Origin of the sequence: Dyella agri, assembly GCF_044904705.1 — a bacterium.
Classification (GTDB): Bacteria; Pseudomonadota; Gammaproteobacteria; order Xanthomonadales; family Rhodanobacteraceae; genus Rhodanobacter_A; species Rhodanobacter_A agri.
This window is the reverse complement of sequence record NZ_JADIKL010000002.1, coordinates 548,895-570,166: the sequence shown is the minus strand read 5'-3', so window position 1 is coordinate 570,166 and position 21,272 is coordinate 548,895. Positions and strand designations below refer to the sequence as shown.

15 protein-coding genes and 1 riboswitch are annotated in these 21,272 nt (G+C 67.5%); of the genes, 11 read left to right on the top strand and 4 right to left on the bottom strand.

All coding sequences use genetic code 11. The features are described 5' to 3' along the window. The first annotated feature begins 94 nt into the window (after positions 1-94). Positions 95-1,693 carry a malate synthase A gene (aceB, locus tag ISP14_RS05005; protein ID WP_404536793.1) on the top strand — a complete coding sequence of 533 codons (1,599 nt, stop codon included), beginning with the start codon at positions 95-97 and terminating at the stop codon, positions 1,691-1,693. 22 nt (positions 1,694-1,715) lie between these two features. Then, positions 1,716-3,011, top strand: a complete 1,296-nt coding sequence (aceA, locus tag ISP14_RS05000; protein WP_404536791.1) for an isocitrate lyase — start codon at positions 1,716-1,718, stop codon at positions 3,009-3,011. Between the two features lie 48 nt (positions 3,012-3,059). Here aceA and ISP14_RS04995 read toward each other — a convergent pair whose 3' ends face one another. The 3 genes from ISP14_RS04995 to ubiK all read right to left on the bottom strand — a co-directional run bounded on the left by ISP14_RS04995 (position 3,060) and on the right by ubiK (position 6,936). Further along, positions 3,060-4,874, bottom strand: a complete 1,815-nt coding sequence (locus ISP14_RS04995; protein ID WP_404536790.1) for a cation:proton antiporter — start codon at positions 4,872-4,874, stop codon at positions 3,060-3,062. A gap of 150 nt (positions 4,875-5,024) precedes the next feature. Continuing rightward, positions 5,025-6,524: a YifB family Mg chelatase-like AAA ATPase gene (locus tag ISP14_RS04990; RefSeq protein ID WP_404536788.1), complete on the bottom strand. Its 1,500-nt coding sequence runs from the start codon at positions 6,522-6,524 to the stop codon at positions 5,025-5,027. A gap of 154 nt (positions 6,525-6,678) precedes the next feature. Then, positions 6,679-6,936 carry a ubiquinone biosynthesis accessory factor UbiK gene (gene ubiK, locus ISP14_RS04985; RefSeq protein WP_404536787.1) on the bottom strand — a complete coding sequence of 86 codons (258 nt, stop codon included), beginning with the start codon at positions 6,934-6,936 and terminating at the stop codon, positions 6,679-6,681. 180 nt (positions 6,937-7,116) lie between these two features. On the opposite strand from ubiK, the gene glnK reads away from it, so the two are divergent. The 9 genes from glnK (at position 7,117) to ISP14_RS04940 (ending at position 18,807) form a co-directional block, all read left to right on the top strand. Then, positions 7,117-7,455: a P-II family nitrogen regulator gene (gene glnK / locus ISP14_RS04980; protein WP_192155849.1), complete on the top strand. Its 339-nt coding sequence runs from the start codon at positions 7,117-7,119 to the stop codon at positions 7,453-7,455. A gap of 203 nt (positions 7,456-7,658) precedes the next feature. Further along, a riboswitch (cobalamin riboswitch) is annotated at positions 7,659-7,872 on the top strand. A gap of 257 nt (positions 7,873-8,129) precedes the next feature. Further along, positions 8,130-10,565, top strand: a complete 2,436-nt coding sequence (locus tag ISP14_RS04975; RefSeq protein ID WP_404537131.1) for a ribonucleoside-diphosphate reductase subunit alpha — start codon at positions 8,130-8,132, stop codon at positions 10,563-10,565. Between the two features lie 155 nt (positions 10,566-10,720). Next, entirely contained in the window at positions 10,721-11,746 is a 1,026-nt protein-coding gene (locus tag ISP14_RS04970) for a ribonucleotide-diphosphate reductase subunit beta (protein ID WP_404536786.1), read from the top strand. Positions 11,747-11,799: 53 nt separating this feature from the next. Beyond that, positions 11,800-12,369, top strand: a complete 570-nt coding sequence (locus ISP14_RS04965) for a TetR/AcrR family transcriptional regulator (RefSeq protein WP_404536784.1) — start codon at positions 11,800-11,802, stop codon at positions 12,367-12,369. A gap of 40 nt (positions 12,370-12,409) precedes the next feature. Then, complete coding sequence (locus tag ISP14_RS04960; RefSeq protein ID WP_404536782.1) at positions 12,410-13,075, top strand: CPBP family intramembrane glutamic endopeptidase; 666 nt, start codon at positions 12,410-12,412, stop codon at positions 13,073-13,075. Positions 13,076-13,179: 104 nt separating this feature from the next. Beyond that, positions 13,180-13,566: a BlaI/MecI/CopY family transcriptional regulator gene (locus ISP14_RS04955; protein ID WP_404536780.1), complete on the top strand. Its 387-nt coding sequence runs from the start codon at positions 13,180-13,182 to the stop codon at positions 13,564-13,566. A 1-nt stretch (position 13,567) separates the two neighbouring features. Beyond that, positions 13,568-16,153 (top strand): M56 family metallopeptidase, encoded by a 2,586-nt coding sequence (locus ISP14_RS04950; protein WP_404536778.1) that lies wholly within the window; start codon positions 13,568-13,570, stop codon positions 16,151-16,153. A 118-nt stretch (positions 16,154-16,271) separates the two neighbouring features. Continuing rightward, positions 16,272-17,582, top strand: coding sequence for an ABC transporter permease (locus ISP14_RS04945; RefSeq protein WP_404536776.1), 1,311 nt, complete (start codon positions 16,272-16,274; stop codon positions 17,580-17,582). A 10-nt stretch (positions 17,583-17,592) separates the two neighbouring features. Continuing rightward, a complete protein-coding gene (locus ISP14_RS04940) occupies positions 17,593-18,807 on the top strand; it encodes an FtsX-like permease family protein (RefSeq protein ID WP_404536773.1) in 1,215 nt (404 codons plus the stop codon). A 67-nt stretch (positions 18,808-18,874) separates the two neighbouring features. Here the strand turns inward: ISP14_RS04940 and ISP14_RS04935 are convergent, their stop codons facing one another. After that, positions 18,875-21,217 carry a S9 family peptidase gene (locus tag ISP14_RS04935; RefSeq protein WP_404536771.1) on the bottom strand — a complete coding sequence of 781 codons (2,343 nt, stop codon included), beginning with the start codon at positions 21,215-21,217 and terminating at the stop codon, positions 18,875-18,877. Positions 21,218-21,272 lie beyond the last annotated feature (55 nt).

Sequence of the window (21,272 nt, the reverse complement as noted above, 5' to 3'; positions counted from 1 at the left end):
TTGATATTGACAATATCAAAAATTGAAACATTTGCTTTGTCAAACTATGAATGCATGACCTAGCTTCGAGTCATCCAACGACACGGAGCCGATCATGGCCTTGCCCCGGGAACGCCTCGATACCGAAGCCGTGCAATTGCACGCCAAGCCCAACCCCGCCCAGCAGGCGATCCTCAGCCCGGGCGCACTGGCTTTCCTCGCCGACCTGCACCGGCGCTTCGATGCTCGCCGCCGCGAACTGCTGGCCGCCCGACGCGAGCGCCAGGCCCGCTGGGACGCCGGCGAATTGCCGGATTTCCGCGCAGACACTGCCGCGATCCGTGACAGCGAGTGGGCGGTGGGTCCGATCCCACCCGCGCTGCGCGACCGCCGCGTGGAGATCACCGGGCCGGTGGAGCGCAAGATGATCATCAACGCGCTGAACTCCGGCGCCAAGGTGTTCATGGCCGACTTCGAGGACTCCTCGGCGCCCAGTTTCGCCAACCAGCTCGATGGCCAGATCAACCTGCGCGACGCGGTGGCGGGCACGCTGGCCTACACCTCGCCCGAGGGCAAGGCCTATCGCGTGGCCGAGAACCCCGCCGTGCTGGTGGTGCGTCCGCGCGGCTGGCACCTGCCCGAGCGCCACCTCACCGTGGACGGCGAGCCGATGGCTGGCGCACTGGTCGACTTCGGCCTGTATGCGTTCCACAACGCGCGCGCCCTGCACCGGCGCGACCGCGGCCCTTACTTCTACCTGCCCAAGCTGGAGAGCATGGAAGAAGCCGCGCTGTGGGACGCAGTGATAGCACATGCGGAAACCGAATTGGATCTGCCGGCCGGCAGCATGAAGGTCACCGTGCTGATCGAGACGCTGCCTGCCGCATTCCAGATGCACGAGATCCTGCACGCCCTGCAATCTCGTGCGGTGGGCCTGAACTGCGGGCGCTGGGATTACATCTTCTCCTACCTGAAGACCTTGCGCGGCCATCGCGACCGCTTGCTGCCCGAGCGTGGCCAGGTGCAGATGACGGTGCCGTTCCTGAAGGCGTATTCGGAGCTGCTGATCCAGACCTGCCACCGGCGCGGCGCGTTCGCGATGGGCGGCATGGCGGCGCAGGTACCGATCAAGGGCGACGAGGCTGCCAACGAGACCGCCCTGGCCAAGGTGCGCGCCGACAAGCTGCGCGAAGTGAAGGCCGGTCACGATGGCACCTGGGTGGCGCACCCCGCGCTGGTGCCGGTGGCGCAGGCGGTCTTCGACGAATACATGCCGGAACCGAACCAGCGCGACGTGGAGCGCGACGACGTGCGCGTGGGCCGCGAACAACTGCTGGCGCCCTGCCCGGGCACCATTACCCGCGCCGGCTTCGACAACAACGTCGAGGTGTGCCTGCGCTACACGGCGGCATGGCTGGACGGCCAGGGCTGCGTGCCAATCCACCATCTGATGGAGGACGCCGCCACCGCCGAGATCGCCCGCGCGCAGCTATGGCAGTGGCTGCATCACGGCGAACTGGCGTTTCCCGACCATGCGCCGATCGATTTCGCGCTGTTCGATCACGCGCTCGCTACCCACACCCACCGCCTGCGCGACAGCGCCCACCCCGGCGCCGACCGCGCCGACGACGCCGCCGCGCTGATCCGCGCCTTGATCCACGCCGGGACGCTCGCCGACTTCCTCACCCTGCCTGCCTACGAGCAGCTCGCCTGAACACCTTCCACGGAGCAACGCCATGAAGACTTCGCTGCCCGCCGTCGAGCAGATCACGCTGGACTGGAACAACAATCCGCGCTGGATCGGCATCCGGCGCAACTACAGCGCCGAGGACGTGGTGCGCTTGCGCGGCACTGTGCCGGTGGAGCACTCGCTGGCCCGCCGCGGCGCCGAACGACTGTGGAAATCGCTGCACAAGGAAGATTTTGTCAACGCGCTGGGCGCGCTCACCGGCAACCAGGCCATGCAGCAGGTGAAGGCCGGCCTGCAGGCGATCTATCTCAGTGGCTGGCAGGTCGCCGCCGACGCAAACAATGCCGGCGAGATGTATCCCGACCAGTCGCTCTACCCCGCGAATTCCGTGCCGCAGGTGGTCAAGCGCATCAACAACACCTTGCTGCGCGCCGACCAGCTGCACCACGCCGAAGGCAACGACGGCATCGATTGGCTGGCGCCGATCGTGGCCGATGCCGAGGCCGGCTTCGGCGGCGTGCTCAACGCCTTCGAGCTGATGAAGGCGATGATCGAGGCCGGCGCCGCCGGCGTGCACTTCGAGGACCAGCTCGCCAGCGTGAAGAAGTGCGGCCACATGGGCGGCAAGGTGCTGGTGCCCACTCGCGAGGCTGTCGACAAGTTGAACGCCGCGCGCCTCGCCGCCGACGTGCTCGGCGTGCCCACCTTGATCGTGGCGCGCACCGATGCCGACGCGGCCGACCTGCTCACCTCGGACATCGACGACAACGACAAGCCCTTCGTCACCGGCGAACGCACCGTGGAAGGCTTCTTCCGCGTGCGCCCGGGGCTGGAGCAGGCGATCAGCCGCGGCCTCGCCTACGCGCCCTACGCGGACCTGGTCTGGTGCGAGACCAGCAAGCCGAACCTCGACGATGCACGCCGCTTCGCCGAAGCGATCCGCGCGAAGTTCCCCGGCAAGCTGCTCGCCTACAACTGCTCGCCCAGCTTCAACTGGAAGAAAAATCTCGACGACGCCACCATCGCGAAATTCCAGCAGGAACTGGGCGCGATGGGCTACAAGTTCCAGTTCATCACCTTGGCCGGGTTCCACAGCCTGAACTACGGCATGTTCGATCTTGCCCACGGCTATGCGCGGCGCCAGATGAGCGCGTTCGTGGAACTGCAGGAAAGGGAATTCGCCGCAGCGGAGCGCGGCTTCACCGCGGTCAAGCACCAGCGCGAGGTGGGCACTGGCTACTTCGACGCGGTGACCCAGGCGATCCAGCAGGGGCAATCGTCGACCACGGCGCTGAAGGGTTCCACCGAGGAGGCACAGTTCCAGCGCACTGCAGTGGGTTGATCTCCGCGCATTGGAGCGCATCTTGTGTGCGATGGCTCCTGGTTTCGATCAGGCAACAGAGTCTTCGCGCGCAGGGTGCATTTCCACAGGTGGCACCAGCACGATCACCACCCAGCCCGGCCTGGGCTCCAGTTCGCGTTTGGCGGAAGCCACCCGCAGCGTGCCGCGTTCCTCCACGCCGAACAGCAGCACGCTGTCCGAGCCGTACTGCTCGATGAAATGCGGCCAGTCGAAGGTGGCGCTCAGGCGTGTGGACTTGATCCGCCAGCCACGCGCCAGCAGCTCGGCGAAGCGCGCGTGCGTCATCGTGTCCTCGAACAGCGCCGGCGCCAGCAGCTTGTCGGCCAGCGCGGCGCGTTCGGTGCTTTCCTCCGGCGCCAGCACGCGCAAGCGGTAGACTTTCTCGCGACCGAACTCCTGCCGGTAATGCACGGAAGCCAAGGTATTGCGCTCGCGATGGGTGGACATCGCCAGCAGCCGACCAATGCCGGCGAGGTCGAGATGGCGTTCGGCATGCGGCGAGGCCGGATTGCCGAAGAACGTATTCAGCCCTTCCATGCGCGCACGGCGGATGCCGTCGTGATCGTCGTCGGCCAGCACCACGCGAAAGCCTGCCTCGTGCAGTGCCTTGCCGATGCCACGCGCCACCGTATCGGCGCCGAAGATCAGCACGCCGCGCGGTTCCGGCTCAGCCACTTTCAGCCACAGCGCCAGCGGCCGCGCGGTGGCGCTCTGCAGCACCACGGTGCCGATGATGAGGATGAACACCAGCGGCACCAGCACCTCAGCGCCGGCCACGCCCAGCGCCTGCAGGCGCAAGGCGAACAGCGCCGAGACCGAGGCCGCCACGATGCCGCGCGGCGCCACCCAGCCGATCAACGCGCGCTCGCGCCAGTCCAGCGCGCTGCCGAGACTGGAAACCAGTACGGTGAGCGGCCGCACCACGAATTGGGCAAACAGGAAGATCGCGAGACCTTCCCACAACAGGTGCCCCGGCAACGGCCACGGCAGCCGCGCCGCGAGCAGGACGAACAGCAGCGACACCAGCAGCGTGGTGAGGTGCTCCTTGAAGTCGAGGATGTCGTCGATGTGCACGCCGCGCATGTTGCCCAGCGCGATGCCCATGATCGTCACGGTGAGCAGGCCCGACTCGTGCGCGACCGCGTTGGAACCAGTGAAGGCCAAAAGCACTACGGCCAACGTGCCGTAGTTCTGCAGGTATTCGGGAATCAGCTGGCGCCGCAGCAGGAGACCCAGCAGCAGCGCGGCCAGCGCACCGACCAGCACACCGCACCCCACCGTGGCGACGAATACGCCGAGGGTGTGGCCTTCCTGGCGCGATACCACCGCCTCGTAGATCAGCACCGCGAACAGCGCCCCCAGCGGATCGATCACGATGCCTTCCCAGCGCAACGTGTTGGCGATGCGCGCGTTCGGCCGCAGCGTGCGCAGCATCGGTGCGATCACGGTGGGTCCGGTGACACAGGTGAGCGCGCCGAACAACAGCGCGATCGGCCAAGCCGTGCCGGCCACCACATGCGCCGCCGCGGCAAGCAGCAGCAAGGCGAGCAAGGCACCGTAACTCACCAGGCCGCGCACCGCACTGCCGATGCCGGGCAATTCATGAAAGCGTAGCGTGAGGCTGCCTTCGAACAGGATCAGCGCCACCGCCAGCGACACCATCGGGAACAGCAACGGCCCCAGCAGTTTGTCCGGATGCAGCAGGCCGCTCACCGGTCCCAGCAGCAGGCCGGCCAGCAGCAGGAACACGATCGCGGGCAGCTTCACCCGCCATGCCAGCCACTGGCACAGGAAGCCGATCACCAGCATGCCGGTAAGCATCAGGCCCGGTTCGATGCCCATCGCGATCCTTGTCTGCCGTTCGGGTGGTTATCGGAGCACGCACGGACGCGGCGCGTCCAGAACGAGAAATGGGGGAAGAAGCGTGAAGCGCGAGAGAACAACGGAGCGCCTTCGATGCATGCCGCCCCACTCTTCCCCACCACGCCTGCGTTACATCCGCCGGTACTGCAATGCCTCGGCCAGATGTTCGCGTTCGAGCAACGCGACGCCGCCATCGAGATCGGCGATCGTGCGCGCCACCCGCAACACGCGATGATAGGCGCGCGCGGAGAGCCCCAGCCGCTCCAGCGCCTGCTCGTACCAGCGCCGTTCTGCCGAACCCAGCGCGCAATCGCGCTCCAGCTCGCGATGGCTGATCTCCCCGTTGGGCCGTCCCGCGCGCATCAGGGCGTGCCGTCGCGCCCGCAGCACGCGAGCACGCACCGTGGCGGAATCCTCGTCGCGCGCGCCACGCGCTGCATCCATCTCGCGCAACGGCAGGGGCGGCACCTCGACCGCGAGATCGATACGATCCAGCAACGGTCCGGATATCCGCGCGCGATAACGTTGGACCTGCTCGGGCGTGCAGCGGCATTGCCGCCGCGGATCGCCGGCGTAGCCGCAGGGGCACGGATTCATCGCTGCCACCAGCTGGAACTGCGCGGGAAAGGTGGATTGCCGCGCCGCGCGCGAAACCACGATGCAACCCGACTCCAGCGGCTCGCGCAGCACCTCCAGCACGTGACGGCTGAACTCCGGCAGCTCGTCCAGAAACAGCACGCCGTTGTGCGCCAGCGAAATCTCGCCCGGCCGCGGCTGCGAACCGCCGCCCACCAGCGCCACCGCCGAGGCGGTATGGTGCGGCGCCCGGAACGGCCGGCGCCGCCAACGTGCGGGATCGGTGGCTTGGCCGGCCACCGACAGCACCGCGCAGGTTTCCAGCGCCTCGGATTCGGAAAGCGGCGGCAGGATGCCGGGAAGGCGTTCGGCCAGCATGGTCTTGCCGGTGCCTGGCGGCCCCACCAGCAGCAGGTGATGGCCGCCCACGGCGGCAATCTCCAGCGCCCGCCGGGCCTGCAATTGTCCACGCACATCGCGCAGATCGGGGCCGTCGTGGATGCCGCCCTCGCTGGACACACCCGTCGGTGTCGGCAGATCCTGCGCGCCGCGCAGCCAGCCACAGACCTCGGCCAGGGTATCGGCCACGCGCACGTCCACTTCCGACACCAGCGCGGCTTCGGCGGCGTTCGCGCGCGGCACCACCACGCGGCGGCCACGCGCTCGCGCCCGTAGCAACGCCGGCAACACGCCGGACACGCTGCGCAGCGAACCGCTCAGCGCCAGCTCGCCAAGGAATTCGCAGTCGTCCAGCTTCTCGCGCGGCACCTGGCCGCTGGCGGCGAGAATGCCTAGCGCGATCGGCAGGTCGAAGCGGCCCCCGTCCTTGGGCAACTCGGCCGGCGCCAGGTTCACGGTGACCTTGCGGCCGGGGTACTCGAAGGCGGTGTTCTGGATCGCCACCCGCACGCGGTCGCGCGCCTCGCGCACGGCGGCTTCGGGCAGGCCCACGATGTTGGTGGCCGGCAAGCCGCCGGAAAGATGCACCTCGACCATCACCTGCGGTGCGGCGATGCCTTCCTGGGCGCGGCTGAGGGTGACGGCGAGGCTCATGGAGCCATCGGCTGCACGCGCGCGCGGAAATCGCCGTCACACACGAGCATCGAGCGACTCCATTCGCGGCGTCTGGTAAGAAATAACCGCCCCCGACCGTTAGCTCGGGGTGAGGGTGACAGATCGGGGGCGGCTCCCGGGAGGCTTGGTCGTGCTAGTCCCCGCGGGTGGCGGCAGCGGCCTCGAGTTCGGCCACGCGTCGCTCCAACTCCTCGACCTTGGCGCGGGTGCGTGCAAGCACCTGGCTCTGGACGTCGAATTCCTCGCGGGTGACCAGATCGAGGCGGCGCAATCCCTGCGCCAGGACATCGTGGAAATTGGTTCGCAAATCCTGTTGCGCCTGTGCCACTCCGGGCGGAACCAACGATGCCAGGCGTCGTGCCAGCTGGTCGATATCAAGTCGGTCCATCATGGACGACGCCTCGAACTTGTCGGGGAAAAGTATCCGTGAACAAAAGATGGACGCGCCATCGGCCGACTCCGTGATTTGGTGTAGGGATTTTCCTACAGCCAACGCTCCCGCGACAGCGGAAGGCCGTAAAGGCACAATGGCGGTCCGCGTCACGCCGGACGCCCTTGTCGAGGACACCCCATGAAGCTGGTCGTGGCGATCATCAAGCCGTTCAAGCTCGACGACGTGCGCGAGGCGCTGGCCGAGGTCGGCGTGCAAGGCATCACGGTGACCGAGGTGAAGGGCTTCGGCCGCCAGAAAGGCCACACCGAGCTGTACCGCGGCGCCGAATACGTGGTCGATTTCCTGCCCAAGATCAAGCTGGAGGCGGCGGTGGCCGACGAACAGCTCGACCGCGTGCTGGAGGCGATCCAGAACTCCGCCCGCACCGGCAAGATCGGCGACGGCAAGATCTTCGTCAGTTCCCTGGAGCAGGTGATCCGCATCCGTACCGGCGAGCTGGACCAGGACGCGCTGTAACCCGTCCAGGCGCTTTCCGCCCGCCCTGCAGCGGCCCGCCCGGCTTCGCGCCGAAAGCCGGCGCCGCACACCCAGACTGCAGCCCCACCCCTGTCGACCAGACAGCGCGACCGCCGCCGCGCGGCCCTGCCATGCTGCGGGTCGAGAGCACTTATCCACCGACTTGTACACAAGTTATTGGGTTGACCCCTCCCGATCAACCCGATATGTTGTGCTTGTCGGTGCCCTGCCAGACGCGATCGTCGGCCGGGCTCAAAAGGGAATCCGGTGCGAATCCGGAACTGCCCCGCAGCGGTAAGCGGAAACGAACGCCTTGAGATCGCACTGGCTCGCAGCGGCCGGGAAGCGAAGGCAAGTAGGCGGGCCGCAAGGCCCATGTCCGCAAGTCCGAAGACCTGCCGACACGGCATGGCCGGAGCGCCATGCCGAGTGGTGACGGCTTCCGCGGGGAGGCGCGTCGGATCATCGGGCTTGCCGCCCGATGGCGCGACCGTCCGCGAGCAACCGCCACTTCAGCCCTGCGCGCGGGAGCAGGTGGTTGATCACCACGGTCTGGAGTCACCGACATGCAGCCTCTCGATACCGCCGCCCGCGAGCGTTCCGGCGCCCGCGCGGAGCCGTCCGTGTTTTCCGCCGGGGCCGACGAGGCCACGGCACCCACCAGCGAAACCCCGATGCCTGCCACACAAGAAAAACAACAAGCCGCCCCGGCCGAACCTTTCGCCCTCACCCCGCCGCACAACCCCGGCCAGATGCGCGTGACCAAGCGCAATGGCGGCCAGGAGACGGTGGACGTCAACAAGATCGTGCGCGCGGTGACCCGCAGCGCCGAAGGCCTGCATGCGGTCGACCCGCTGCGCGTGGCGCTGAAAACCATCGGCGGCCTGTACGACGGCGCCACCACGCAGGAGCTGGACCAGCTCTCGATCCGCACCGCCGCCGCCCTCACCGCCGAGGAGCCCGAATACGGCCAGCTCGCCGCGCGCCTGCTCGGCGCCTATATCGAAAAGGAAGTGAGCGGCCAGGAAATCCAGAGCTTCTCGCAGTCGATCGCGCGCGGCGCCGAACTGGGCATCCTCAACGACCGCCTGCGCGACTTCGTCGCCGCGAACGCACGCAAGCTCAACGACGCGATCGATACGCTGGCCACGCGCCGCTTCGAGTATTTCGGCCTGCGCACGGTGTACGACCGCTACCTGCTGCGCCATCCGCAGAAGCGCCTGGTGATCGAGACGCCGCAGCACTTCTTCATGCGCATCGCCTGCGCGCTGGGCGGCAGCGAGATCGGCGAGACGCTGGAGCTGTACCGCCTGCTGTCCTCGCTGGAATACATTGCCAGCTCGCCCACGCTGTTCAACGCCGGCACCGCGCACGAGCAGCTCAGCTCGTGCTTCCTGCTCGACTCGCCGACCGACTCGCTGGAATCGATCTACGACAAGTACGCCGATGTGGCGAAGCTCAGCAAGTTCGCCGGCGGCATCGGCCTGGCCTATTCGCGCGTGCGGTCGCGCGGCTCGCTGATCAAGGGCACCAACGGCCACTCCAACGGCCTGGTGCCGTGGCTGAAGACGCTGGACGCCTCGGTGGCCGCGGTGAACCAAGGCGGCAAGCGCAAGGGCGCCGCCTGCGTGTACCTGGAGCCGTGGCACGCCGACATCGAGGAATTCCTCGAACTGCGCGACAACACCGGCGACGAGGCGCGCCGCACGCATAACCTCAACCTCGCCAACTGGATCCCCGACGAATTCATGCGCCGCGTGGAGAGCGACGGCGAGTGGTCGCTGTTCGATCCCAAGATCGTGCCGCACTTCGTCGACAGCTGGGGCGAGACCTTCGAGCGTGCCTACCGCGAAGCCGAAGCGAACGGCCTGGCGGCGAAGAAGGTGAAGGCGCGCGAGTTGTACGCCCGCATGCTGCGCACGCTGGCGCAGACCGGCAACGGCTGGATGACCTTCAAGGACCGCAGCAACGCCACCAGCAACCAGACCGCGAAGGCGGAAAACGTCATCCACCTGTCGAACCTGTGCACCGAGATCCTGGAGGTGACCAACGCCGGCGAGACGGCAGTGTGCAACCTGGGCTCGATCAATCTGGCCCGCCACGTGGTGCCGAACGTCGATGGCAGCGTCGCTTTCGATTTCGCCAAGCTCGCCGCGACGGTGCGCACCGCGGTGCGCCAGCTCGACCGTGTGATCGACCTGAACTTCTATCCCATCGACACCGCCGCCACGGCCAACCGCAAGTGGCGCCCGGTGGGCCTGGGCGTGATGGGCCTGCAGGACGTGTTCTTCAAGCTTCGCCTGCCGTTCGATTCGGCCGAAGCACTGCAGCTTTCCACCCGCATCGCCGAAGAGATCTACTTCAACGCGCTGTCGCAGTCGAACGAGCTCGCGGCCGAACACGGCGCGCATCCCGGCTTCGCCGAGAGCCGCGCCGCGAACGGCGAGCTGCAGTTCGACTACTGGCCGAACGCCACACCGAACGATCGAGCCCGCTGGGATGCGCTGCGCGAGTCGATCAAGGCCAAGGGCTTGCGCAACTCGTTGCTGATCGCCATCGCGCCGACCGCCACCATCGCCTCCATCGCCGGCTGCTACGAATGCATCGAGCCGCAGGTGAGCAACCTGTTCAAGCGCGAGACGCTGTCGGGCGATTTCCTGGTGGTGAACCGGCACCTGGTCGAGGAGCTGAAGACGCTGGGCCTGTGGACGGCGGAAGTGCGCGACGCGATCAAACTGGCGGAAGGTTCGATCCAGGGCATCGCGGCGATCCCCGAGCGCCTGCGCACGATCTACCGCACGGTATGGGAGCTGCCGCAGAAGGCGCTGATCGACCTGGGCGCGGCGCGCGGCGCCTACATCGACCAGAGCCAGTCGCTGAACCTGTTCATGGAAAACCCGAACATCGGCCAGCTCAGCTCGATGTACATGTACGCGTGGAAGTCTGGCATCAAGACCACCTACTACCTGCGTTCGCGCCCGGCCACCAAGATCGCCAAGACCACGGTGTCGGCTGCTCCGGCCGCCAAGCCGGTGGCGGATCAGGAACAGGCGACGGCGGCGGTGTTCTGCTCGCTGGAAAACCCCGAGTACTGCGAAGCCTGCCAGTAACGCCGCCTGCTCCCCTCTCCCATCGGGAGAGGGGTTGGGGGTGAGGGTTCGGCCCTGCGCAAACGCTGCGGCAGGCCCCGAACCCTCATCCGCCCCTTCGGGGCACCTTCTCCCGCAGGGAGAAGGATCGCCCGGCACCGACCTTAGGAACCGCCATGTCCGCCCAACCCGAACGCGCCCAGCACATTCTCGACCCCGGCTTCGAACTGACCCTGCGCCCGATGCGCTACCCGGCGTTCTACGAGATGTACCGGAATGCCATCAAGAACACCTGGACGGTGGACGAGGTGGATTTTTCGCTCGACACCACCGACCTCAATACGAAGATGTCGGCGGCCGACCGCCACCTGATCCACCGCCTGATCGCGTTCTTCGCCACCGGCGACACCATCGTGTCGAACAACCTGGTGCTGAACCTGTACCAGCACATCAATGCGCCCGAGGCGCGCATGTACCTGTCGCGCCAGCTCTACGAGGAAGCACTGCACGTGCAGTTCTACCTCACCTTGCTCGACACCTACATTCCCGACCAGGGCGAGCGCGCCAAAGCCTTCGCGGCGATCGAGAACATTCCATCGATCCGCGCCAAAGGCGAGTTCTGCTTCAAGTGGATCGATTCCATCCAGAACCTGCAGCGGCTGGAGACGCGTGAACAGCGTCGCCAGTTCCTGCTCAACCTGATCTGTTTCGCCGCCTGCATCGAAGGCCTGTTCTTCTTCGCCGCGTTTGCCTACGTCTACTACTTCCGTTCGCGCGGCCTGCTGCACGGTCTCGCCTCCGGCACCAACTGGGTGTTCCGCGACGAGAGCTGCCACATGGCCTTCGCCTTCGACGTGGTGCGTACCGTGCGCGCCGAGGAACCCGATCTGTTCGACGAGCAGATGCGCGCGCAAGTGGAGGAGATGCTGGAGGACGCCATCGCCTGCGAGACGCAGTTCGCCGAGGACGTGCTGTCCGGCGGCGTGGTGGGCTTGTCGGTGAAAGACCTGCGCCAGTACCTGGAATACGTGGCCGACCAGCGTCTGGCCCAGCTCGACCTGTCGAAGAAGTACGGCGCGAAGAACCCGTTCGACTTCATGGACCTGCAGGACGTGCAGGAAGTCACCAACTTCTTCGAGCGCCGCGTCTCCGCCTACCAGGTTGGCGTGGAGGGCGAAGTGGCGTTCGACATGGCGTTCTGAGCCTGCATGTACCCGCTTGACCTGTAACGAACGTTACATGTAACGTTCGTTACATGCAGACGCGTAAAGAAGCCCTGGTCGAATCCCTTGTTGCCTACCTGCTTGAGCACGGTCTGGCCGATCTTTCGCTGCGCCCGCTCGCCGCGGCCACCGGCACCAGCGCCCGCCTGCTGATCTACCACTTCGGGTCGAAGGAAGGGCTGCTCGCCGAAGTCCTCGAAACCATGCAGACGCGGCTGCGGCAGTCCTTTTCGCAGCTGCTCGAACGACGGTCGGCGAACGGACAGCCGAAGCAGCCGCTCAGGCTGCTGTGGGACTGGGCGATCGCCGAGAAGAACTACCCCTACCTGAAGCTGCTCTACGAGCTGCAGATCCTCGCCGTCCAGAATCCGCACATCTACGCGCAGTACCTGCAGCGCAACAACGCGCACTGGTCGGAGCTGGTGCTCGCGCTGCTTCCCGCGCAAGAGCGCGACCCTGTCTTCGCCACGCTCTGTGTCGCCGTCTTCGACGGCCTTTTCATCGAATTGATGAGCACGGGCGACCGCCGGCAGACGACGCAGGCCATCGACCAGTTCATTCGCATCGTCGTCGAAGCGCGCGCAAGCCGGCCGCGCGCCTGAGCCATACCCATCCCCGCTTCCCGCTCCGGAGAAAGCACCCATGCAGGTCCTGGCCGCCCGTCTCAAAACCGTCGAACGTCGCACCTGGCTCATCACGCTGACCGGTCTACTGCTCGCACTCGGCGTGGTCAGCCTGCCTTTCAGCATCTGGGATCACGAGTTCGCCGACACCTGGCACCTCGTCGGCAACGAGGCGATCTGGTGGATCTACATCGCGGCGATGCTGCTCTACGTGCGCAAGGTGGAGCGGCGGCCGCTGTCATCCATCGGCTTCCGCAAGCCTGGCATCGGCAACACGCTGATCGGCGTGGCGGCCGGCCTGGCCGTGCTGGCCGTGCTCGGCGCCATGTACTTCCTGATCCTGCCCGCGCTGCACCTCGGCGATGCCGCCAGCGGCAACGCCCTGCTGGCCACGCCATGGTGGTGGCGCTTCATCTCGACCGTGCGCGCCGCGGTTTCCGAAGAGGTGATGTTCCGCGGCTATGCGATGCAACGGATCGAGGAGCTGAGCGGCAGCCGCGCCATCGCGTTGCTGCTCTCGCTCACCGTGTTCACCATCGACCACGTGGCCTACTGGGGCTGGAGCCACGAGCTGATCGTCGCCACCGGCGGCCTGGCCTTTTCGCTGCTCTATCTGTGGCGGCGCAACCTGTGGGTCAACATCATCGCGCACTTCATCGTGGATGCCGCTTCGGTACTCGCCTGAGACGGCAAACGCGGCCGGCACCGGCAGCGCCGCCACGGCCTATTGACTACACGTGTCGCCAGGCGTAGTTTGGCGACACGTGTAGTCAAGCCAGGCGTACCCGCATGTCCAGACCTTCGATCGGCGACCAGGAACTTGCCCTGTTGCGCTATCTCGCCGCCCACGAGCCCGTCTCCGTAGGCGAAATGGCCGCCGGCTTCGGCGAAGCGCACGGCCTCGCGCGCTCCACCGTACTGACCATGATGGAGCGCCTGCGCGCCAAGGGTTACCTCAAGCGCCGCCAGGCGCAGGGCATGTACCGCTACAGCACCGCTACCGGGCCGGGCGAGGCCATGCGCCGCGCAGTGGACAGCTTCGTGGAAAACACCTTGCGCGGCTCGGTGTCGCCGTTCGTGGCATGGATGGCCGAGCGCGGCGAAGTCAGCGACGAGGAACTGGCCGAACTGCAGGCGCTGGTGGCGCGGCTGCAGACCACGCGCAAGGAGAAGTGAGATGGCGACACTCGATCATCTGGCCGCCCTGCTGCTGGAACGCCTGGCCTGGACTTCGCTGCAGGCCATCGTGCTGGTTGCCGTGGTGGCGCTGTTGCTCCGCGCCTTGCCGCGCCTGCCCGCCGCCGCGCGTTGCGCGCTGTGGTGGCTGGTGGGACTGCAGGTACTGCTGGGCCTCTGCTGGCAGGCGCCGATCCGACTGCCGCTGCTGGCGCCGCCGGTTACTGCAGCAGCACCTGCCGTTCTCGCTCCGCAGCGCATCGCGTCCCCTGCGCCCGAAGCCGAAACCGCTCGCTCGCTCCCCGTCGCCGCGGACATCGAACAAGCGGCTGCTTCTACGGCAATCCTGCCGACTGCGACGCCCGCCCAGGATGTATCGGCTCGCGCCGATGCCACGCCGGGCTGGCTGGCCAGCCATTGGCGCGCGGCGCTGGTCACCTTGTGGCTGGCCTTGCTGCTGGCCCAGGCACCTGCCTTGGTCCACCAGCACCGGCTCGCCCGCCGGCTGCGCCGCGCCGCGCTACCGGCGACGGATACCGGCTTGCAGACCCGCTGCGCTCGGCAAGCCCGCTCGCTTGCCTTGCAACGCACGCCGAGGGTGCTGGTCTCCCCCGACATCACCTCGCCCCAGGTCGGCGGCGGCTGGCGCCCGGTGGTGCTGTGGCCCGCGCATGCCGCGCTGGGCGCCGAGGAATCCTCGCTGGCGCTGGCCCATGAACTCGCCCACCTCAAGCGCGGCGACCTGCTGCTGGGCTGGATTCCCGCGCTGGCGACGCGGCTGTTCTTCTTCCATCCACTGCTGCGCTGGGCGATGCACGAATACGCGCTGCACCGCGAAGCGGCCTGCGACGCGCTCGCCCTGGCACAGCAACGCGCCGCACCGCAGGACTACGGCCGCCTGCTGCTGCAGTTAGGCGTAGCTCATCCGCTGCACGCCGGCCTCGCCGGCGCGTCTCCCACCTTCCACAACCTCAAGAGGCGACTCGTCATGCTGCAACAGAACGCCACCGCCATGCCGCGCGTCCGCAGCTGGCTGCTCGTCGCTCTGGTCGCGCTGGCCGGTGTGCTGCCTTACCGCGTGGTGGCCGGCGCCGCGAAACCGGCGGACGCCAGCACCACCGCTGGGGCCTATCTGCCGCTCGCGCCGCCACCGCCACCGCCCGCGCCGCAGGCACCGCCGCCGCCGTCGTCCGGACCGGGCATGATGCCGCCGCCACCGCCGCCTGCGCAGCTACCTGCACCGCCGCCGCCACCGCCGCCCGCCGGCTTTGCTGCCCACCATGTGAGCATCAGCACGCATGACGACAACGGCTACGGTTTCGCCCTGCTCGACGGCGACTCGGTCACCGCGAACGGTACCGTCGGCGATCTCGCCACCGTGCGGCGCCTGGGCAAGCGTAACGAACCGTTGCTGTGGTTCCGTCGCGGCGGCAAGGCCTACCTGATTCGTGATCCCGCCTACATCCAACGCGCCAAGGCTGCGTATGCACCAGTAACCGCACTGGGCCAGCAGCAAGGCAAACTGGGCGAACAACAAGGGGCGCTAGGCGTACAGCAAGGCCGGCTGGGCGGACAACAGGGGCGCCTCGGTGGCCAGCAGGGCGAATTCGGTGCGCGCCAGGCCGGACTGGCGATGCGGCAGGCAAACCTGGACAGCCGCATGGCCGAACTGGACAGCGCGGCCAGTACCGCCGGGACCAGCCCGGCCACGTCCGAAGCACGCAAGGCGCTGCAGGCCGAGGCCGCCAAGCTGGACGGAGAACGCCAGGCCCTGCGCGACCAGCAGGCCGCACTCGGCAGGCAGCTGGGAGCGCTGGGTTCGCAGCAACAGGCACTGAGCCAGCGGCAGGAAGCGCTGGGCAAGCAACAACAGGCGCTCGGTGACCGTCAGCGCGCGGTATCGGCGCAGGCCGAACGTGATATGGACAAGCTGCTGGAAGAAGCGCTCGCCAAGGGGGTCGCGCAACCGGTATCGATGGCCGCGCCAGCACCCACACATCACGACAGCGACTTCGACATCACCACGCCGGGCAGCCGCTACGCGCACGCCCTGTACGACCACAACGGCCACGGTGACACCGAGTCGGTCAGCGGCACGAACGCCGACGCGGCGCTGGCCCAGCGCCTGCACCAGGCCGATCCGGCGCCGATGTTCTGGTTCCGCCGCGGCGACCAGTCCTACGTGATCCGCGACCCCGCCTTCGTCGATCGTGCGCGCGACGCCTATGCGCCCGTCGCGGCTTACTGGCGCGACGCCGGCAAGCTGGAAGGCGAACAGTGGAAGCTGAAGGGGCCGCTCGAAGGCCTGCAAGACCGGCTGCACAGCCTCGACGCCCAGCGTCACGAACTGCGTGCGGATCCGCAGGCACCGGCTGCCGCGCAGCGCCTGGCCAGCCTGGACGCCCAGCAGCGCGACATCGACACGCATCTGGCAGCGCTGCAGAAGCAGTTGACCCAGCTGCAGCCGCAACTCGACGCCCGCGCGCAGCAGCAGCGCGCCGTGCTCGCCGAGGCCGACAAGCACGCCTCGCAACTGCTCGACGAGGCGATCGCGCGGGGCCTGGCCCAAGACGTCAGCCGCCGCTGAGCGGGCGGTCCGCGGCGCTACGGATCGCCCCGATCGTACACACGCACGCACCGCCTGCTTTCTGCAGGCGGCGGGAAGTCCTGCGCCATCGCGCCCTGTTCCATTGGAGGGAAACACGATGCCCGGCTACTACTTCGCCCTGGCCTTGCGCAGCCTGAAGCGCGGCAAGGTGCTCACCACGCTCATGGTGATTGCCATCGGACTCGGCATCGGCGCCAGCATGACGATGATCGCCGTGCTGCACGCCATGTCCGGCGACCCGCTGCCGGGGCGCAGCGCGCAGCTGTACGTGCCCCAGCTCGATCCGCGCCCGCTGCCCCGCGGCCAGTCTGGAGGCGCCACCTCCGGCGACATGCCCGACAGCCTCACCTGGCGGGACGCGACAACCCTGCTGCACGGCCGCCGCGCCGACCACCAGGCGGCGATGGCAGGTGGCTCGGCACCGGTGCGCCCGGCGCAGGCCGGGCAGCATCCGTTCTTCGAGCGCGGGCACTATGTCACCGCGGATTTCTTCCCGATGTTCGCCACACCATTCCTCGCCGGCAGCGGCTGGAACGCGCAGGACGACGAGGACCGTGCACGCGTGGTGGTGCTCAACGCCAGCCTTGCCCGCCGGTTGTTCGGTGCTGTGCCGGCCCTCGGCCGCACGGTGCGGCTGAAGGACACCGACTTCCGCGTGATCGGCGTGCTGGACGACTGGCATCCGCAGCCCGCCTTCTACGCCGAGATCAACGACCGCGCCTTCGGCCAGCCCGACCAGTTCTTCGTGCCGCTGCAGACCGCGCTGGAAGTGAAATTGAGCATCGGCGGCAGGTTCAGTTGCTGGGACAGCGGCGGCGACGACCGCCACAGCGACCACTGCACCTGGCTGCAGTTCTGGGTGCAGTTGGACAGCCCGGCCAAGGCGGAGGCCTATCGTGTGTTCCTCGCTGACTACTGGCGCGACCAGCAGGCGCACGGCCGCTTCCCGCGCACGATGGACGCGCGGCTGTACGGCCTCGCCGACTGGCTCGCCCACGAACGCCTGATCCCTGCCGACCTGCGCCTGCAATTGTGGTTGGCGTTGGGCTTCCTCGGCGTGTGCATGGTCAACATCATCGGCCTGCTGCTGGCGAAGTTCCTGCGCCGGCGCGGCGAGATCAGCGTGCGCCGCGCGCTGGGCGCGCGGCGGCGCGACATCTTCCTGCAGTTCGGCATCGAGTCGGCGGTGATCGGGCTGGTCGGCGGCGCCCTCGGCCTCGCGCTGGCGCAGCTCGGCCTGTGGAGCGTGCGCCAGCGGCCGGACGGCTATGCGCAACTCGCGCAGATGGACCCCGCGATGCTGCTGGGCACCTTCGCACTGGCTGTCGCCGCCAGCGTACTGGCCGGTCTGCTGCCGGCCTGGCGCGCCTGCCGCATCGCGCCGGCGCTGCAGCTGAAAGCCTCGTGAGGAGACAGCCGTGCCACACATTCCCATGCTCGCCAGCCTTACCCGCCACAAACTCACCGTGCTGCTGCTGGTGCTGCAGGTGGCACTGACCTGCGCCATCGTCTGCAACGTGGCGCTGATGATCGCCGGCCGCACCGCGCAGATGCGCTGGCCCAGCGGCGTGGCCGAAGACGAACTGGCCATGATCGACAGCGCCAGCCTGGACGACGGCAGCAGCCCGCTGGCCCGCCACGCCGCCGACCTGGACGCGCTGCGCGGTATCCCCGGTGTGACGGCAGCGGCGGCGGTCGACGCGCTGCCGTTCAACGGCAACAACTGGGGCAACGGCATCGCCACCGCGCCGAATGGCCCCGCGCGCCTGGTCGCTTCCGCCTTCAACGGCACGCCGGGCGAACGGCAAGCGCTGGGCTTGCGCCTGGTCGCCGGGCGCGACTTCCGGCCGGACGAATACGTGCCGTTGGAGAGCGCCCACGACTGGGACGGCATCAACCACGTACCGGCCACCATCGTCACCCGCGCGCTGGCCGCGCAGCTGTTTCCCGGCCAGGACCCGCTGGGCAAGCTGGTCTACCCCGGCGACAAGCCGGTACGCATCGTCGGCGTGGTCGACCGCTTGCTGCGCCCCGCGCTGGAAACCGGCGACGGCAACGAATACGCCATGCTGTTCCCTATGCTGCCTGACGACAGCAACGTCACCTACCTGCTGCGCACCGCGCCGCTGCAGCGCGAGCGCGTGTTGAAGCAGGCCGCCGAGGTGCTGAACCGGCTGGACAGCGACCGCATCCTGCGCCATGCGCAGACCTTCGCCCAGCTGCGCTCCGACTATTTCCGCCACGACCGCACCATGCTCGGACTGCTGCTGGCCGCCGCAGCCGGGTTGCTGCTGGTTACTGCGGTCGGCATCGCGGGACTCGCCAGCTTCTGGGTACAGCAGCGTCGCCGTGCCATCGGCATCCGTCGCGCCATCGGCGCCACCCGGCGCGACGTGCTGTTCTATTTCCAGGCCGAGAACTTCCTGATCGTCGGTGGCGGCATCGTGTTGGGCGTGGCACTCGCCTGCGTGCTCAACCTGGCCTTGATGCAGCATTACGAACTGCCGCGACTGCCGCTGCCCTACCTGCCGTTAGTCGCGATCGCGCTGTGGCTGCTCGGCCAGCTCGCCGTACTCGGCCCCGCACTGCGGGCGGCGGCGGTGCCGCCGGTGGTGGCGACGCGGACCGAGTGAAGCCGCGCCCACGAAAAAGGCCGGGGCCTCACGGCCCCGGCCTTCGCGACTGGTGTTCAGCGCCGTCTTAGAACCACGGTGCCTTCTTCAACTCGTATTCCTTCGGCGGCGTATCGCCGGCGAGGTACTGCACGAAGTAGTCCCAGCGCCGACGCGTGGCGTACGGCGTGGCAGCCGCGTAGCCGTGATGGACGTTGGGGATGATCAGCATGTCGAAGTCCTTGTTGGCCTTGATCAGCGCATCGGCCACCAGGTAGGTCTCGCCCACCGGCACGTTGTCGTCGATCGTGCCGTGCACCAGCATCAGGCGACCCTTGAGCTGCTTCGCCATGTCCTGGTTGGCCTGGTTGTCGTAGCTGGTGGTGCCATCCTTGTTGGTTACCAGCAGGCCCTGGTACTTCTCGCCCCAGTCGTTCTCATAGTTGCGGTTGTCGTGGTTGCCGCTCTCGGCCCAGCCGACCTTGAAGAAGTCGGGATAGCGGAACATCGCATCGGCAGTGGTGTTGCCGCCGCCGGAGTGACCCCAGATGCCCACGCGGTTGATGTCGATCCACGAATAGCGCTGTGCCAGCTCCTTGATGCCGGCGACCTGGTCGGGCAGCGTGTTGTCGCCCATCTGGCCATACCAGGTGTGGTGGAAGCTGGCCGAGCGCCACGGCGTACCCATGCCGTCGAGCGCGACCACGATGAAGCCGAGTTCCGCCAGCGCCTGGTTGTCGCCCTGCGAAGGCATGAAGCTGCGGGTGCGCACCGAGCCGGTCTGCGGACCGGGGTAGACGTAGTCGATGACCGGGTACTTTTTGTTCGGATCGAAGTGGCTGGGCTTGAACATCTGGCCGTAGAGCACCGTCTTGCCGTCGCGCGCCTTCACCGTGAACGGAATCGGCGCCACCCAGCCGGCGGCCTTGAGGCGCGAGATGTCGGCCTTGGCGATGGTGGCGATGACATGGCCATCGGCGCTGGAGCGCAGCACCGTGACCGGCGCGGTGTCGACCGTGGACCAGCTGTCCACAAAGGTCTTGCCGTCCGGCGACATGCTGATGGTGTGGTCGGCCTTCTCCGGCGTCAGCAGCACGGGCTTGCCGCCATCCACGCCCACTTTCCAGAACTGCTTGAAATACGGATCCACGCCCGCCACGCGGCCAGTGCCGATGAACCACAGTTCGCGCGACTTGCGGTCGAGGTGCAGCACGTCGATGACGTTGCCCTCGCCAGTGGTGATCGGGTGCAGCTCCTTGCCGGTGTTGGTGTCGTACAGGTAGAGGTTCTGCCAGTCGTTGCGTTCGGACGGCCAGATCGCCTGGTGCGAATCCGGCAGGTAGCGCCAGTTGACGTGTTCCATGCCGCTTTCGTAATACGCCGTCACCTTCTCGTCGAAGGCCGTACGCACGGCACCGGTGTCGGCGTTGGCGATGCGGTACCAGACCTGCTGGCGGTCACGCGAGCTGTTGACCATGGCGAAGGTCTTGCTGTCGGGTGCCCACTTCAGGTCGTCCCACACACCGTCGCTGCTGCAGCTGATGTCGTCGCACAGGCTGGACAGGCGCTGCTGCGGCGGCAGCTGCAGGCGCACCACCTTGTGCGTATCCACGTCGATCACCACCGGCTCGATCATGAACACCTTGGTGTCGCCGGGCAGCGGGTACTTCCATGCGTCCAGTTCGGGGTGGCCGACCTTGGTGCTCACGGTGTACATCTCGCCCACGCCACGCTGATCCTGCTGGTAGGTGGCGATCTTCTTCGAGTCGGGCGACCAGTTGAGCACGGCGCGGTCGGTATGGATCCAGCCGGCATTGTCGGTGGCGTAACCGAAGTCCTTCGCACCGTCGGTGGTGAGCTGGGTCTCCTGGCCGGTGGCGAGGTCGCGCACCCACAGGTTCCAGTCGCGGATGAAGGCTTCCCTGGTCTTGTCCGGCGAAACCATGCCGGGCTCCTCGCCGGTCTTCGCCGCCACCTTGGCCGTGCACTCGCCCGCGCCCGCGAGGTCGCACAGGTAGTGTTTGCCCATCAACGCGATGTCGTAGCGGCCATCCTTCTGCATGCTGAAGTCGAAACCGAACGGCGGCACCTTGCCCGCCGGCATCGGCTTGCCGGTGGCCTTGCCCAGCGCCGCGGCCAGCTTGGCCTGGTCGAAGGCGGGCTTGACCTCGCCGGTGGCGGTGTTCATCTCCATCACGCGGTCGCCGCTGGCGTCGTGGTCGCGATACCAGAAGTGGGTGTCGTCCAGCCATTTCACTCGCTGCACGTCGTGGTCGACCAGCGGCGTGGTGTTGTAGGCCATGAAGCGTTCCGCTTGCGCGTAGTCCTGCGCGGTGAGCGTGCGCCCCTGGGCCATCGCACCGGTGGTGCACAACAGCAACCCCGCTGCCAGCGCGCTGGACAGGCGCGTCTTGACGATCATCGAACTCATTTGCCACCCCTTCGAGGGAACGAAACCGGCGCCCGCGGTGCGGACGCATCAACGC

What these genes read in the sequence shown, in the direction of transcription:
- aceB (WP_404536793.1), top strand. Translation starts at nt 95, where the DNA reads ATGGCCTTGCCCCGGGAACGCCTCGATACCGAAGCCGTGCAATTGCAC.
- aceA (WP_404536791.1), top strand. Translation starts at nt 1,716, where the DNA reads ATGAAGACTTCGCTGCCCGCCGTCGAGCAGATCACGCTGGACTGGAAC.
- ISP14_RS04995 (WP_404536790.1), bottom strand. Translation starts at nt 4,874, where the DNA reads ATGGGCATCGAACCGGGCCTGATGCTTACCGGCATGCTGGTGATCGGC.
- ISP14_RS04990 (WP_404536788.1), bottom strand. Translation starts at nt 6,524, where the DNA reads ATGAGCCTCGCCGTCACCCTCAGCCGCGCCCAGGAAGGCATCGCCGCA.
- ubiK (WP_404536787.1), bottom strand. Translation starts at nt 6,936, where the DNA reads ATGATGGACCGACTTGATATCGACCAGCTGGCACGACGCCTGGCATCG.
- glnK (WP_192155849.1), top strand. Translation starts at nt 7,117, where the DNA reads ATGAAGCTGGTCGTGGCGATCATCAAGCCGTTCAAGCTCGACGACGTG.
- ISP14_RS04975 (WP_404537131.1), top strand. Translation starts at nt 8,130, where the DNA reads ATGCCTGCCACACAAGAAAAACAACAAGCCGCCCCGGCCGAACCTTTC.
- ISP14_RS04970 (WP_404536786.1), top strand. Translation starts at nt 10,721, where the DNA reads ATGTCCGCCCAACCCGAACGCGCCCAGCACATTCTCGACCCCGGCTTC.
- ISP14_RS04965 (WP_404536784.1), top strand. Translation starts at nt 11,800, where the DNA reads ATGCAGACGCGTAAAGAAGCCCTGGTCGAATCCCTTGTTGCCTACCTG.
- ISP14_RS04960 (WP_404536782.1), top strand. Translation starts at nt 12,410, where the DNA reads ATGCAGGTCCTGGCCGCCCGTCTCAAAACCGTCGAACGTCGCACCTGG.
- ISP14_RS04955 (WP_404536780.1), top strand. Translation starts at nt 13,180, where the DNA reads ATGTCCAGACCTTCGATCGGCGACCAGGAACTTGCCCTGTTGCGCTAT.
- ISP14_RS04950 (WP_404536778.1), top strand. Translation starts at nt 13,568, where the DNA reads ATGGCGACACTCGATCATCTGGCCGCCCTGCTGCTGGAACGCCTGGCC.
- ISP14_RS04945 (WP_404536776.1), top strand. Translation starts at nt 16,272, where the DNA reads ATGCCCGGCTACTACTTCGCCCTGGCCTTGCGCAGCCTGAAGCGCGGC.
- ISP14_RS04935 (WP_404536771.1), bottom strand. Translation starts at nt 21,217, where the DNA reads ATGAGTTCGATGATCGTCAAGACGCGCCTGTCCAGCGCGCTGGCAGCG.